Raw genomic sequence first — 14,905 nt, 5'->3', positions numbered from 1 at the left:
CTTGGCTATGGATTCCGCCAAGGGAAAACCGGGGAAAAAGGCTGCATGTTCACCGTGCGGTGGAAATGAAACAACCACATACTGTGACAGGGCCTTGGTAAAACAGGAAGTTCCCCCTACAGGAACAGCTCCGGCTCACGGCGCTCCGTACATCGGGCCGCCAATCCCGCCATTTGGGCGGCGAACACGGGCGCGACTTCGGGCCGCGGCCCGCGCGCTGCGGCCGGGCAGATGCGCACGCAGCCGAAGCAGAACAGGCAGCGTTCCGGCTCGGCCACGGCATACGTCTCGGAATCAATGATCCGAACCGGGCACGTCCGGGCGCACAGCCCGCAGCGGATGCAGGCTTCGGCATCCAGCAGCGCGGGCGCGAACGGCGTCGGCTTGTACTCCTTGTACGGGACAGCCCCCGGCACGCCCAGAGGCGGCATGGAACCGGAAAGGCCATCCGCCTTGGCCCGCAGAGCACTGCCGAAACGCTTCATGGCCACGAGATCGGAAGCGTCGGGACGCCCACGGCCCATGTCGGGGTTGAGGCAGTGCTGCGCCACGAATGCGGCGGCGCCGAGCGTCACGCACCCAGCCGCCTCACCGAGCGTTTTAAGCTCCAGAAGCGCGTCGTCGTAATGCCGGTTGCCGTACACCGCGACCGGCACGAACGGCGTACCCTCGCCGCGCAACGGCAGCCCCTTATGGAACGGCGACGGAATGCGCCCGTAATAGACCGGCATCCCGGCGATCACCAGCTCGTGCGGCCCGGTTTTCAGGAGCGCGGCGCGGCTTTTTGGGTCGGCCCAATCCGTTTCGGAAAGTTCGGAACAGCCGAAGCCCTCGGCCACCGCCCGCAACGTCCGCTTCGTCGTCCCGGTCGGGCTGAAATACGCAATGTGTACCTGCTTGATTTCCATAGATATCCTCCTCTGAACCATCACCGGGAGCCCGCCGGGGACGTTCCCCTTCTGTTTAGAATAAAGCCTCCACAGCCCGGATGATGCAAACACTCCCGGCGAAGGCAATCATGACGAGCAGAATGCCCTGAAAAACGCTTTCCCGGACGAATCGGGCCACGGGCAAGGAAACGGCGAGCCCCATCAACGCGCCGGGCATCCCCCAAAGCGCGGCCTTGACCACCACGGGAGTGTACAGCCCGGCGGCGGCCTGAACAATACAGGTGCAAATGCTGGTGCCGAGAAAATACAGGCTGAGCGTCCCGCGTGTGGTGTCCTTGTCCCACCCGACATAGAGCGCGTAAATCGCCACGGGCGGCCCGCTGAAGCTGATCGCCGCGTTGGCGAAGCCCGACGCAAACCCGGATACGGCACAGCCCCGCACGCTTTCGGGGTGCGCGCCACCAGCGCGGTGCAGCACCTGCCAAGCCACATATACGATCAGCGCCGCTCCCAGGCCGCCCTGCAGCCAAATTCCGGGGACTACCCGCAGGACGTACACGCCGACGATAAGGCCGGGGATACATCCAAGCAGCATGGGGATAATCGGCGCTACCCGCGCGTAGGCGCGGTACATCCATGCCACATAGACCGCAAGGGCCACCGCCACGAGGCAGCTAGCCGGAACAGCTTCACCCATTTCCAGTACGCAGGCCACGATGGGCAAGGCGACCATCGCCGCCCCCATCCCGCTGACGCCATTGATGAAGCCTCCGAGGAACCATGCCAAAAAAACGAGGGGGTAGCTGGATTCAAACATAGACGCCCCACACGGCCTGCCCGGATCTCCGGAACACGCCGGATAAAAAGGGATTGTGAGGGAAAATCCTTTTTTGCTCTAACAGGAGAACCCAAGGCTGTACAGAGGCCCCCCCTGAAAAACAGAGGCGTTTTGCGGAAACATTTTGCTTTTGCATTGAACTATTGCGGATTATCATAAAACCGAAACGCCGCTGATTCTGCTGAAGGCGATCCCCTCCCTCTCGGCCCCCTACTATCGCAGGAGGGACATCGCATCAAAGTGGGGCGCTCCACTCCCTCGCGGGACACCCTCACAATGCCGCGCATCTTGCGGCTTTCGCAGGAGTCCCCTTGCGGGCCGTCCCGTTTCCCCCAAAGGCCCATCATGGCATGTGGCTGTTTCATATCAACAATACAGACTTTTTCTCCATTTCCATTGATGGACTCCATGCTTGGGGCATTTTATTGATTATTCTTTTGGAATGTCTGTGTTATAGAAAATGGTTGATGCTTTTTTCCTTGAAACTCCAAAGGATAACCGGAAAAAAGCCTTAGCCGTGATCCCGCCAAGGGGAAAACTGGAAAAAAAGCTGTATTTTTCACCGCACTGTGGAGATGAAGCCTTCCCCTCCAATTCTCCCCTTGGCGGAATCATTGATGAGGCCGTGCCGTCGTTTGATATATAATTGTTTGAAATTATTGAAATAATCTTTTTGTAACTTAAAAAATAATTTAATAATTACAATATGTTATATAAAATTAACAACACGGCCTAAAGCGTTTTTACGCTGAAAATACTCTTCCGACTGCGGGAAGCAGGCGGCCGCTGCGAAGGCATAAACACCATTTATTCACGCTGCTCAATGCAGGATCGAGCCTGTTTTGAACTTTAACATTGTAACATCTTAAAATTGATGATCTGTTATAGAATGCGGTTGCTTCATCTCCACAACATGGTAAAAGAGAGGCTTTTTCCCTCATTTCCCCGTTGATGGATTCTATGGTTGGTGGATTTTATTGGTTATTCCCTTGGAATTTCGGGAAATAAAGCATCTGCCATTTCCTATGACACAGCCAAATTAATTCGCTCTAAGGCGTTTTGCTGGTCATTCCTTTGGAACTTCAAGGAAAGAAGCGCCAACCGTTTTCTGTGACACGGCCTTGGAATTTCAAGAAAGCGCCAGCCATTTCTTGTGGCGCAGCCTCCCCAAATAAAAAAGACGAGGGGAAACCTCGCCTTTTCGTGATGCCCAAGCGCATCCGCCGCCATCCGTAAGGCCGGACGGCGGCGGAACCACGGTTTATTCGTGCTTGTTGAACAAAAATTCGGAATGGGGGTTACAGTCATCATCGTCCTCATCGCCCTCATAGGGGCAAATGCCCTTGGGGAGGAGCTGGTGGACGATCATGGCGGTGACCCCGCCGGAGACGATGGCGGAATCAAAGAATATCTTGAGGAAACGCGGCAAGTGTTCAAAAACTTCCGGGGAGGTCAGGGACATGAGCCCCACGCCGATGGATACCGCGACGACGATGGATTCGCGGCGGTTCACGTCATGCTGCAACAGAATGCGGATGCCGGAACAGGCAATCGTCCCAAAAAGGACGACCAGCGCGCCGCCGAGCACGGGCCGGGGCAGAAGCTGGAAAAACACGACGATGACGGGGAACAGGGCGAACAGGATAAACAGCGCGCCGCAGAACTTGCCCACCTTGCGGCTGGCGACGCCGCTGAGCTGGATGACGCCGTTGTTCTGGGCAAAGGTCGCCACCGGGAAGCATCCGAAAACGGCCCCAAGGGTGGTCATCAGCCCGTCGCACAAGATCCCGCCCGACAGGCGGCTGCGGTACAGGCGACCGCGCACGGGCTGCTCGGAAACGACGCTCGTAGCGGTCAAGTCGCCGATGGCCTCAATGACGATGACGAGGAAAAGGAAGCTCAGGACAAGGAAGGCGTGCAAATCAAAACCGAAAAAGCCGAACTTGAACGGCACCGGCATGATGAACCACGTATGCTGCTCGAAAAGGACGCCCCAGTTGACCTTGCCCATGACGACCGCCACCGCGAAGCCGACAAGGATGCCCACGATGAGCGAACTCATGCGCAGGAGCGGGTTTTTGCTGCGGTTGGCCAAAACGATGGAAAGGATGACGAGCATCCCAAGAAACAGGTTGGAAACGTCCCCGAACGTCCCGTCGGCCTTGGCCGCATAGCCGCCCGCGAGATCCACCGCGCCCACACGTACCAGAGAGATGCCGATCATCATAACGGTGATGCCCGCCACGGTGGGCGTGATGATCTTGCGCAGGAACGACATCATGCGGCTCCCCGCCATGACCACGAACCCGCCGACGAAGCATACGCCGAAGAGCGTCGAAAGCGTCTGTTCCCACGACATCCCCTGATCCTTCATGAGCAGGCTCCCGACGGCGATGAGCGTGCCGGGAAACGCGAAGCTCGTCGCCTGAATGCTCAACATGCCGGAGCCGATGCCGAAGGGCCGGGATACCTGAAACCAGATCCCGATGCCCGCGAACAGCAGGGACATGCTGACAAGGTAGGCGATGGCCTCCGGGGGAACGCCCAACGCGCCCGCGACGATGGCGGGCGGCGCCATGACGCTGAGCACCATGGCCAGAATGTGCTGGAGGGCGGCCAGCAGGGACGAGCCGAAAGGCGGGTGGGACTCAAGGCCGTAAATCAGTTCGCTTCCTTTTTCAGGGCTGGACGTAGCGGGCTGCGAGGCCGGGGCGCTGGACATAGGCATCCTCCAGAGGCTTGGGGATGGGAGATCTTCGCCGGGAAAACCAGCGCCGCGCCTGCCGGGGCCGCGTGCGATCTCTTCCGGGGTTATTCCATTTTTTACGGAAATCGGGTTTCCGCGTACAGTATAATGAGGCCCCGCATCACCACGTATGGCAGATGAGGCAGTAATTCAGATCCTCGGCGTGCTCCTTGTGGCAGACCCAACAAGGAACCTCCATTCCCCAATGCGGGGAAATATGGGGATTTTTCTTTCCACGGGAGGCGGTCTGTTTGGCCGTCTCCGCTGCGTCATGGCACTTGGCGCAGGATATTTCCCCGGCCTGCTTCGGGTTTTTCCGCCCGGTGTGGCAGTCCGCGCACATGAGATCCGCATGGGCATCCCGAAGCGCCTTCTGAGGGGCTGCATGGGAAGGGGCGGCAAGGCACAGGGCCGCCAGACAGAGCGCCAGCGTCCAAGCGTACTTCATGGTGGTTCAAACATCCTTCAAGTAATACGTTAAAAAACAGTTGCCGTATACCGACCATCAAATGCACCGGCCCTAGGCCGTGTCGTTAATTAAATATAATACATTGAAACTATTTGATTATTTTCAAGATATAAAAATTATTTTTAATAATTTCAAATAATTATATAAAACAGGCTCTGTTTAGGATGTGGCTGTTTCATCTCCACAGTGCGGTGAAAAATACAGCCTTTTTTCCAGTTTTCCTCTTGGCGTGAGCCACGGCTAAGGCGTTTTTCCGGCTATCCCTTTGGGTTTTCAAGGAAAAAGCGTCAACCATTTTCTATAACACAGCCTAAAAATGACGGCACGCCCTAGCGCAATGACATTTCAACACGCAATCCCATACAGCCGAAATAAGCCGTTGAGGGCATTGAAAGCCTGTTGATGCGGCTTTGATCCCATCAAAAACAGGCATCAAAAGAGCTGCTTTCTTTCACCGCAATCATTTTCAAAACAAAAACGCGACATGCCTCATGAGAGAAAATACGCCATAGATTCCCCCTCTTCAAAAGAGCCTCTCTTTACGCGGAGCGGAACCTTTCCCCTTCCATCTTCATGGACGGCAATATCACGTGCTGATTCCTTACCCTGTTGCATCCCCCTAGTAAAGATTCTCACAAGAGATTTTCTCAGGCGGATGTTCCCGATGCGGCCCCTTTGCTTTTTTCGCCTGTCCCATCAGTATGTTCCATTCCCTAGGCTATATGCGGCACATAAATTTCCGCGCATGGATATAAAAACGGCTGCGCGCGGGCTTCATCGGGCATTTCCAGAGCCCCCGGCCCCGCCTTTTCAGGAAACGGCAGCCCCAGCCAATGTACTTTGTCGATTATCTGCCGTTTCCTTTATCTAGTTTTTGCTAAAGGCTATGCCATAGGGGATGGCTGACGCTTTCTTTCTTGAAGTTCCAAAGGAATAACCAAGAAATGCCCCAAGCATGGAGCCCATCGACGGAAAACAGGAGAAAAAGCCGGTAGTTTCACCATATGGTGGAGATGAAACGGCCACATGCTATGACAGGGCCAAATAAAAAAGCGGAAGGTTTCCCTTCCGCCTTTTATGGGTGCCAATGCACTTCGGGCATCAGCCTTTCATGCTGCGCTTGGATGCCTTAAGGGGATTGACTTTCTTCTTGGCTTCTCCAGTAATTTTGGGGATGCGATGCTGGTTCTGCTCAAACAGGCTGGCCGCATCAAGGCTCAACGCATCCAGCCGGGCTGCCACATCCTTGCGGTTTCCGGCGTAACGGTTCGGATCGGCAAGGGGCCGATCCACATACTCCGGCGAGGTCAGATACAGCCCTTTCTCATCAATGGCGAGGCAAGCGCATCCTTCTTTTTCCTGCACCGTCTGAATGATCATGTCCGAAGTCGTTCCAAAACGATTGTTCATAACTTCCTCTTTGGTTATGCCGAGGATCGGCCCATTGCCGATCTCTATTTTGATAATGAAAATCTTAATCAACTATAGGCAAGCACTCAAAAATGTAAATGAGATTGCCCTGTTTTTTGCCGCAGCCTTCCATCAGGAAGCGTGGCGGGGGAGCCTTTGAAATTAATGCTCGGCCTTTCATTATGCCCGGCCCTTCATCCTGAAAGGGGATGGCCCCATGAAAATGCCTTATAATGCCTCTCTCCCACATCCCTAAAAGCGCGCCCGCCTCGGCAGCGTCAGTCATCCGTGCTGACGGTAACGTCCTCAGCGTCGGCCACACGTAGCGCCAGCGTAGTCCCCATCACGCGCAGGGACAGGAGATCCCCCATTGGGGAGCGCCCCATGACCGTAATCCCGACGCCGGGAAGCAATCCCATGTCCCGAAAACGCTGGGCACGCTCGCCCGTAGCGGCAACGGCGGCGACAAAGCCGCTCTGCCCGTTTCTCAACTGATGCAACTTACGGATCATTCTGTTCCCGCTTGGCCTTCAGCCGCCGTTTTCCGTTCCGCTGAGGAAGTATCCAGCAAATCACCAAGGCTGCGCAGCAAACGCGGGATTTCCCGCCGCGCCTGACGCCAGTACCACCTGATCCCTCTCGGCAGCACCAGCGACGCCACGACCACGGCAAGGCAAAGCACGGCCAACGCCTCAACAAAAGCAACGAGGGCCCGGACAAGCAGCGCCAGCCCAAGCACGGACACAGCAGCCAGCGTCAACACCCGTGCGCACCGTCTATACGAAAAAGCCAACTCAACCTCCTGCGGAACCACGATGCCCATAAGATGCGGCATAGGCACAAACCGCCACAGCAGTGTTTCCTTCCGGGAGATTATTGATTTTGAATTTTATTGTCAAATATAAAACACGCCTTCTGTCGGCATTCCCTTTCAGCCGCAACCGGTTCCTGTGCAGGATGCCCCCACTGGGGGCATAGAAGAACAGCAATAACAGCACAAAGTAACGTGTTGGATAGACCGCCGTGTTTTCTATGCGCAGGGAATCCGCCGCAAAGAATGCCGTATCGAAACAAGGCGCACGCCGTGGGTGAAATCGGGAAAAAACGACGGCCCGACCTATGCGGCTCCCTGAAGGGATGCGGAAGCCCCGGCAATACCCGGCAGGCCGGGCCTTTCCCCGTCATGCGGCTCCGCTTTGGAAGGCATTTCCACGCCGGGGCAATGCCGTTGATGTTCCGGGATTGTGCGGCGTTTGCCCTTGCCGGATTACGCCCGCTTGCCGTTACCGGGCCATGCCCGGATACGTGCCCCCTGTCCGGGACGCCGCAGCGCCCACCCGGAACGGGGCGGTATGGACGCCTGCCATGCCGCCCGTTATCCAAACCCGGATCTGAAAAAGCCGGAAAAGCCTTTTCCCGTTTCCCGGCATTACCGCTTATCGAGCGCCCGTGCGCGGTCGAAGTCCCCCTGATACGTAAACCCCGCGCACAAGAGCATGAACGCACCAAGTACAAAGACGAACTGCACATATACGATGGCGGCGTTCAAGCCGAACGCGTCGGACAGGCCGCCCACGAGCATGGGCCCGAAGAAGCCGAGCCCTTGGAGGAACGTCACGTAGGTTCCGTAGGCCGACGCCTTATAGCGGGCGGGGACGAGTTCCTGCGTGGCGATATGGATGCCCGTAACCGGAATGAGGAAAAGGATGACGCCGAGCGCGATGAGGGGGAAGCTCTTCAGCATAAACCCGAAGCCGAAGCAGGCCGCCAAGAGGATGAAGCAGGGAACGCCGAGCCATGCGCGGGTTTTGCGGCTCCAACGGCCGAGACGGTCGGAAATGATCCCGGACAAAGGCGTGATCACTATGCCGGTGAACAGATATACCGGGCTCATGTACGCCCCCACTTCCGCGCTGGTCCAGCCCATTTCGCGGACGAGGAACATGGGGATCCACGCCACCATGCTGGAATAGACCATGTTGGCGAAGCCGACGCCGATGCCGAGCATGACGAGCGTCTTGTTCTTCAAGGTGACGCCAAAGGCTTCCTTCAGGCTCACATCGTCCTTTTTGGCGTTTTCGGGCTTGGCCGAAGCCTTGGGCAGGGCCGTGGAAAGCACCATGAACAGCAGCGTCGCCGCGCCCATCACGATGAACGGCGCGCGCCAGCCGATGCTCTGCGCCAGAATGCCCGCCACAGCCGTCCCAAGGGCGAGGCCCACGGACATGGAAGAATTATACAGCCCGATCACCGATCCCCAGCGGGACTTCCTGGTCCAGCTCGTCAGCATGGATACGGACACCGGGGCGTAGCTCGCGTTGCCCATGCCGACCATGAACCGCCCAAGCAGGATGAGGAAAAAGTTTGAAACGAGCCCGCACAGCAGGCAGCCGGTCCCCCACAGGCCGGACATGAGGGTGACGGCCTTTTTCTTGGATGTCTTGTCCGCAATAAAGGAAAGCGGCAGCACAAAGAGGGTCATGCCGCAGAGCACGGCGGAACCGGCCACGCCGATCTGGGAATCGGTCAGGCCGAGGGCCTCCTGCATGGCGGGGAACACTGAAGTCACGCCGAGGCGCGCCGAAAAGTCAAGCAGGAACAGCACATAGAGGACGACAAAGGCGAATATGAAGCGGGGGCGGCTGACGGAAACGGCCGCTTCTTCCACGGGGGCCTCGATGGAGGCCACGCTCAAGGGCTTCTGGGTGGCTTGGGACATGGGCGGATCCTCTTGTTCGTGCGGGACGGAACCCGCGGTTGAAGGAAGGCGATGCGGGCGGATGGGCACGCCCGCGCGCCAATCAGGCACGGGCGGAGTACACGGTTTTCCCGCCCACAATCGTTTCCAGAACGCCGATGCCGCGCAGGGCGGCGGGGTCGGCTTCCAGCGGATTGGCGTCGAGGATCACGAGATCGGCCAGTTTTCCGGGCTCGATGGAGCCCTTGTCCTTATCTTGGAAATTCTGCCACGCCGGGTTGAAGGTATGGGCGCGCAAGGCTTCGAGCACGGAAATGCGCTGATCCGCCCCAAGTACCTGGCCGGAGGAGGTCAGCCGGTTGACGCAGGCCCAGATGGACAGCAGCGGATCGGCGGGCACGATGGGGGAATCGCAGTGCGCGGTGACCACGAGGCCGCGATCCAGCGCCGAGCGCATGGGATCCATCCGGGCGGCGCGTTCCGGGCCGAGGAACAGATCCCGGTGGCGGTCGCCCCAGTAATAGACGTGTGCGGTGAAAAACGAAGGCGTGTAGCCCGCCGCTTCGAGGCGATCGAGCTGATCCTCGCGGATCGTCTGGGCATGAATGAGGATATGGCGGCAGTCCTTGCGGGGATGCTTGGCCTGCGCCGCTTCGAGCGCATCAAGGGCGTCATCGGTGGCGGCATCGCCGTTGGTATGGATGAGGAACTGCCCCCGCCCATGCGCGGCTTCGATCAGCGCGAACAAATTCTCGCGGCTGTGCGTGGGGTAACCCCGCCATTCGGGGTCGCCCTGATACGGGGTGTAATAGGGTTTGGCGAGATAACCGGTATAGCCCTGCAGCGAGCCGTCCGCGAGCAGCTTGGCCCCACCGAGGGTCACATCCTTCCCGTCGAACGCCAGCCGGGGATCGTCAGGATCAAGCGACGCGAAGGGGTTGACGTGTACCCGGACAGCGAGGCGCCCCTGCTCCTGCGCGGCGCGCAGGATCTCCGCATCGTCATAGGAAAACAGGGCCGCGTCCACCGCCGTGGTGATGCCCCGCGCGGCGTAATCCCGCGTGGCGGCGGCAAGATCGCCGATCCGCTGCTCCCGCGTCTGCTTGGGCAGCAGCGGCATAATGGTTTCATAGACCGGGCTTTCCTCAAGCACGCCGTCCGGCTCGCCGTCCGCATCGCGCCGGATGACGCCCCCGGCGGGGTCAGGCGTATGGCGGCCAATCCCGGCCAGCTTCAGCGCCGCGCTGTTCAGAACGCACAGATGCCCGGAAATATGCTGTGCGAACACGGGATTATGCGGGGCCGCCTCATCCAGTTCCCAACGGCTGGGGAACCGTTTTTCCTCCAGCAGCGTATCATCGAGGCCGCAGGCAAGCACCCATTCGCCGTCGGGCGTTTCCGCCGCACGGGCCCGTATGGCGGCGAGGATGTCCCCAAGCGTCCGGCAGGCCCCAAGGGGCGGCGAATTGAGGTTCACGCGCCCGCGCACCTGCGCAGCCATCAGGATATGCCCGTGGGCATCGTAAAAGCCGGGGAGCACGGCGGCGCCCCCCATGTCCCGGCATTCCGTATCCGGGCCGATGAGCGGGGCCAGGCCGTCCCGATCCCCGACGGCAAGGATACGGTCGCCGTCCAGCGCGAGGGCCGAAGCGACGGCATCGCTTCCATCAAGAGTCAGGATCACGGCGTTGAACAACAGCACACTGGCGTATTGCATGAAGACATCCTCCTTGAAACATTGGAATACGTACCCTTCGGCGGGTATATGTGTTAAAAGGAGCAAGGGGGATGCCAACAGGCTCAGATGCATGTAATCAAGCGTCTTCTCAAGAAGTTATTGACAGCATGACAAAATGCGAACTATCACTCGTCTAGAAAACGGGATGAACAGCGTCCAGAAATCAGGATGCGTCTAAAAAACGGGACGCACCCGCAAGGAATCCGCGCCATGCCCACCATCGCCTCAAGTGTCCCTCACGCTTCGCTTCTGCTCGCCCTCCAGCTTTCCGCACGCCCGCTCCACGAGCGGGAACTCGCCGCCATCACCGGGCTGCCCGAAATCCGCGTCCGCTCCGCGCTGAGGGAGCTGTCGCTCCGAAAGTACGCCGCCCCCGCAGGGGAGCCGGACGGAGGCGGGGCCCCGGCATGGGCCGCCGCCCATATCGGGCCGGACTTGCTGGAAGACATGGCCGAAACCCTGTGCACCTCCTGCCCGGAAGCGGGCGTCCCCTACCACATGGGCATCCTCGGCGGGAACGCCACGCTGGAAGACTGCGAAATCGTAGTCCGCTTCATCGACGACCGCCTCAAGGACAACGATCCCGCCGTGCTCGCCTGTTTCGAGATGGCGGTGCAGTTCCTGCTCCGCTGGGGCCGGGCGCATATGGACGACGCGGGCCAGAAAAGCTGGCGGTATGCCGAGCTTGTCCTCGTAGTCCAGAGCATGTGCATCTTCTCACACCATTACCTCCAGCTCGCCACGGAGCTCTCCCCGCTCGCCTACGAAGTCGCGGCCCGCAACAACAGCGAACGCTTCATGCCCATGATCTGGATTTTCCGGCAGTATCTGCAACTGTTCTCAGGCGGAGAGCCGCCGCTCACGGATCGTTTTTTCTACAGTTCGGAAAAGATGCGCCACTTCAAGGAACAGGACATGCAGGATCGCATCCCCGTCTTTGAAGGCATCGAAAACTTCCTCAAGGGGAACTTCCGCGAAACCCTGCTCTGTTACGCGCGCCGCCCCGCACAGGATCACTGGTGGTACAAGCGGTTTTTCGAGCCACTGTCCTTCTGCGCCAGCCAAGCCGCCATGTACCTGCGCGAATATCCCCTCGCCACCGGCATCATCGAATCCGCCCGGCAGACCGCCGAGCTCGCCGGGGAACGCCTCGTCGCCATGCTCTGGATCGCCCACCTGTGCTTTCTGCTCCTCCGCAAGGGCGCGCTGGACGAGGCGATTGTCAAAATCGACTACCTGCTGAACTGCGTCTCCCCCGAACAAAACCATAAGATCGCTTCCAGCGCCGTGCGCGCCCTCGCCGTCTACCATCACCTTTCAGGCCGCACCGACGCCGCCTACCGTGTCCTCCGCAACGAAACCCTGCGCGCTGCCGCGCGCGGGGTTCCCCATTCGCCTTTCCTCGATCCCCTCGTGCTGGATCTCCTCTACGTCTTCGAGCAGCGGGGCTATCCGCCCATCCCCCGTTACGAGCTCGAACCCACGATTGAGATCTTCCTCCGCCAGCCCAGCCGCCAGCTCAGGGGCACGGCCCTGCGCGCCCATGCCCTGCGCCTCCGGGGACGGGGCGCGCCCGCCGAAGAGGTCGTTTCACTCCTCCATGACAGCCTGCGCGAACTGGAACCCACCGGCGATCCCCGCGAGCTCGTGCTCACCCATCACGAACTCGCCAACATGCTCGAAGCGTTGGGCCAGCACCGCGAGGCCCACCGGCAGCGCAAGCGCGTCACCGAACTCATCGGCCACCCGCTTGATGAAAACGCCTCCTACCGCAACGCCGCCATCGCCGCGACCGGGGAAACGTTCCCCGCCCTCGCCCCCACGCCGGAACCGGAAGCCTTGGACACGCCGGGCCGCGCCCTGCTCGACCGCTGCCATGCCGCCTTCAACCGCGAGCCGACCGCCTACCGGAGCGACGAACTGTTCCAGCACCTGCTCGACATCGCCCAGCAGGAGCTCCAGTCCGAGCGCGCCGCGCTGTTCCGGCCCTCCCCCGACGGGAAGCCGGAGTTCGTAGCCTCGGTGAACCTCACCCGGATGGAGCTGGAAAGCGAGCAGATGCGGAGCTGCATGGAATGGCTGGAAGGCATCCTCGGCAGCGCCGCCAAGCCCAGAGAGAGAGAGAGAGAGAGAGAGAGAGAGAGAGAGAGAGAGAGAGAGAGAGACGGCCCGGCTCCGCCCACAGGGAACATCAGCGGCTGTGCCTCGCCCTCGACGTGGGCGAGCCCTATCCGTGGCTCCTTTATATGGACAGCGCCTTCACCAGCGGCATGTTCCAGCACCTCTCCCCGGCCCTGCTCCACGATCTGGCCCGCCTGTTCGCGGCGGAAGTCCGGTCGGGCCTCCGGCTTGAGCTCGTCCGTACCGAAGAAGCCAGCCAGCAGCAGGATCGCCTCCTTGCCATTACCCGCCAGAAAGACGGCGACATGCTCCCGGTCATTGGGGAGGGCCTGCGCGCCTCCCTCGAACAGGCCCAACGGGTAGGCGTAACCGACGCCCCCGTGCTCATCCTCGGCGAAACCGGCGCAGGCAAGGAAATCATGGCCCGGAGCATCCACCAGATCAGCCTGCGGAGCGGGCCGTTTGTGGTGGTGCACCCGGCGAGTATGCCGGAATCCCTTTTCGAGAGCGAATTTTTCGGCTATGAGCGCGGCGCGTTCACCGGGGCCATCCGGCAGAAAATCGGCTTCTTCGAGCTTGCCGATCAGGGGACGCTCTTTATCGACGAAGTGGGCGAAATCCCGCCGCTCATCCAGACCAAGCTCCTGCGGGTTCTTCAGGATCAACGCTTCATGCGTCTGGGGGGCACGCGGGAAATCCTCTCCCGGTTCCGGCTCGTGGCCGCAACCAACCGCGATCTGTGGAAAGAGGTACGGGAGGGGCGGTTCCGTGAAGACCTGCTGTACCGCATCTCCGTAGTCCCCCTGACCATCCCGCCCTTGCGCCGGCGCAGGCAGGACATCCCCGGCCTCGTGCAGTCCTTCATCGAATATTTCGCCCGCCGTCACGACAAGCATCCCCTGCCGCTCTCTCCTGAGCAACTGCGCCGCCTGTGCGCATACGACTGGCCCGGCAACGTGCGCGAACTCAAAAACGAGGTTGAGCGTGCGGTCATCCTGAATAATTCCGGGCAGCTTGATTTCGTGCTCGGAACCTCTCCCGACCCGCATCAAGCCGCCGATCGCCCGTCCCCGTTTCTTGAGGCCGTCGCGGATGTCCCGACGCTCTCCGAGCTTGAGGAGCGGTATCTGCGCCACATCATGGAACGTACCAAAGGCCGCGTGCGCGGGCCCAACGGCGCGGAGGCCCTGCTCAGGATGAAGCGTTCCACCCTGTACGCCAAGCTCAAGAAGTACGGCATCCCCTGCGGCTCGGCATAAGCGGGGGGCCTCCGGCGGCAAGGGGCTGCCGCCCCTTGACCCTGCCCGGGGTGCGAGCCGCACCCCGGACCCCGGCGTAAAAGGCCGCGCCGAAGATATGGTTCCTTACGGATGGCAAGGGCGGACGCTCAGATCGGACGCCCTTTTTGTGTAATTTTATGGCCGTGTTATAGAAAATAGTTGATGCTTTTTCCTTGAAACTCTAAAGGGGTAACCGAAAAAATGCCTTAGCCGTGGCTCACGCCAAGGGGAAAACTGGAAAAAGGCTGTATTTTTCACCGCACTGTGGAGATGAAACAACCACATACTCTAACAGAGCCTATCTAATTCAATGTTGGCAATAGGTTGACTACAGAGCCTTATCCATTTTTCTGGTAAGGATATGCAAGAGCACAGGGCCGAAAATGGTGGTGTTCATCCTGCTTCTGTGGGGCCAAGGGGCTTCGTTCCGCTGCTTCAGCAGACGGCTCGCTTCGCTTGGGCCGCAAAAATGGCGCAAGGCAGACAGATACCTTTGGCGAGGGCAAAGCGGGCTTTATGGTGAATCTCCACAGAAGGGCGTATCTCCTCTGATTCTGGGGGAGTCCGCTCCATAACTTAAGGGAGGGCGTCAAGTATAAAAGAAAAGGCTCTGTCATGGCACATGGTTGTTTTGTCTCGGCAATATGCTGAAAAATATATGCTTTTTCTCCAATTTTCCGCTGGCGGGCTCCATGACTGGGGGATTTTATTGGTT

The 14,905-nt window shown here is 59.5% G+C and carries 12 protein-coding genes; 3 read left to right on the top strand and 9 right to left on the bottom strand.

Annotation, left to right across the window (positions count from 1 at the left end; translation table 11 throughout):
* Positions 1-116 precede the first annotated feature (116 nt).
* Positions 117-908 carry a 4Fe-4S dicluster domain-containing protein gene (locus tag ACZM8Y_RS05615; protein ID WP_479858730.1) on the bottom strand — a complete coding sequence of 264 codons (792 nt, stop codon included), beginning with the start codon at positions 906-908 and terminating at the stop codon, positions 117-119.
* A gap of 55 nt (positions 909-963) precedes the next feature.
* Positions 964-1,707 carry a sulfite exporter TauE/SafE family protein gene (locus tag ACZM8Y_RS05610; protein ID WP_482333611.1) on the bottom strand — a complete coding sequence of 248 codons (744 nt, stop codon included), beginning with the start codon at positions 1,705-1,707 and terminating at the stop codon, positions 964-966.
* 481 nt (positions 1,708-2,188) lie between these two features.
* On the opposite strand from ACZM8Y_RS05610, the gene ACZM8Y_RS05605 reads away from it, so the two are divergent.
* Positions 2,189-2,374 (top strand): hypothetical protein, encoded by a 186-nt coding sequence (locus tag ACZM8Y_RS05605; protein ID WP_482333609.1) that lies wholly within the window; start codon positions 2,189-2,191, stop codon positions 2,372-2,374.
* A gap of 615 nt (positions 2,375-2,989) precedes the next feature.
* Here the strand turns inward: ACZM8Y_RS05605 and ACZM8Y_RS05600 are convergent.
* The 7 genes from ACZM8Y_RS05600 to ACZM8Y_RS05570 form a co-directional block, all read right to left on the bottom strand.
* A complete protein-coding gene (locus tag ACZM8Y_RS05600; protein WP_482333607.1) occupies positions 2,990-4,450 on the bottom strand; it encodes a nucleobase:cation symporter-2 family protein in 1,461 nt (486 codons plus the stop codon).
* 145 nt (positions 4,451-4,595) lie between these two features.
* The gene (locus ACZM8Y_RS05595) at positions 4,596-4,922 is read right to left on the bottom strand and encodes a cytochrome c3 family protein (RefSeq protein ID WP_482333605.1); all 327 of its coding nucleotides are present in this window, start codon (positions 4,920-4,922) and stop codon (positions 4,596-4,598) included.
* A gap of 1,122 nt (positions 4,923-6,044) precedes the next feature.
* Positions 6,045-6,353, bottom strand: coding sequence for a hypothetical protein (locus ACZM8Y_RS05590; RefSeq protein WP_302554290.1), 309 nt, complete (start codon positions 6,351-6,353; stop codon positions 6,045-6,047).
* A 278-nt stretch (positions 6,354-6,631) separates the two neighbouring features.
* Positions 6,632-6,865 carry a FeoA family protein gene (locus tag ACZM8Y_RS05585; protein ID WP_482333603.1) on the bottom strand — a complete coding sequence of 78 codons (234 nt, stop codon included), beginning with the start codon at positions 6,863-6,865 and terminating at the stop codon, positions 6,632-6,634.
* Positions 6,862-7,188: a hypothetical protein gene (locus tag ACZM8Y_RS05580; protein ID WP_302554288.1), complete on the bottom strand. Its 327-nt coding sequence runs from the start codon at positions 7,186-7,188 to the stop codon at positions 6,862-6,864. The genes ACZM8Y_RS05585 and ACZM8Y_RS05580 overlap by 4 nt, the downstream gene beginning before the upstream one ends.
* Before the next feature lie 594 nt (positions 7,189-7,782).
* Entirely contained in the window at positions 7,783-9,072 is a 1,290-nt protein-coding gene (locus ACZM8Y_RS05575; RefSeq protein ID WP_302554286.1) for an MFS transporter, read from the bottom strand.
* A gap of 82 nt (positions 9,073-9,154) precedes the next feature.
* The gene (locus ACZM8Y_RS05570; RefSeq protein WP_482333600.1) at positions 9,155-10,768 is read right to left on the bottom strand and encodes an amidohydrolase; all 1,614 of its coding nucleotides are present in this window, start codon (positions 10,766-10,768) and stop codon (positions 9,155-9,157) included.
* A 189-nt stretch (positions 10,769-10,957) separates the two neighbouring features.
* Between ACZM8Y_RS05570 and ACZM8Y_RS05565 the strand changes: the two genes are divergently transcribed.
* Positions 10,958-13,273, top strand: a complete 2,316-nt coding sequence (locus ACZM8Y_RS05565) for a hypothetical protein (RefSeq protein WP_489501645.1) — start codon at positions 10,958-10,960, stop codon at positions 13,271-13,273.
* Positions 13,216-14,169 (top strand): sigma-54 interaction domain-containing protein, encoded by a 954-nt coding sequence (locus ACZM8Y_RS05560; protein WP_489501662.1) that lies wholly within the window; start codon positions 13,216-13,218, stop codon positions 14,167-14,169. Before ACZM8Y_RS05565 ends, ACZM8Y_RS05560 begins: the two co-directional genes overlap by 58 nt.
* Positions 14,170-14,905: the final 736 nt, after the last annotated feature.

This window comes from Bilophila sp. (assembly GCF_057864385.1).
Note: the sequence above shows the minus strand (reverse complement) of the source record. Positions and strands in the feature narration are given on the sequence as shown.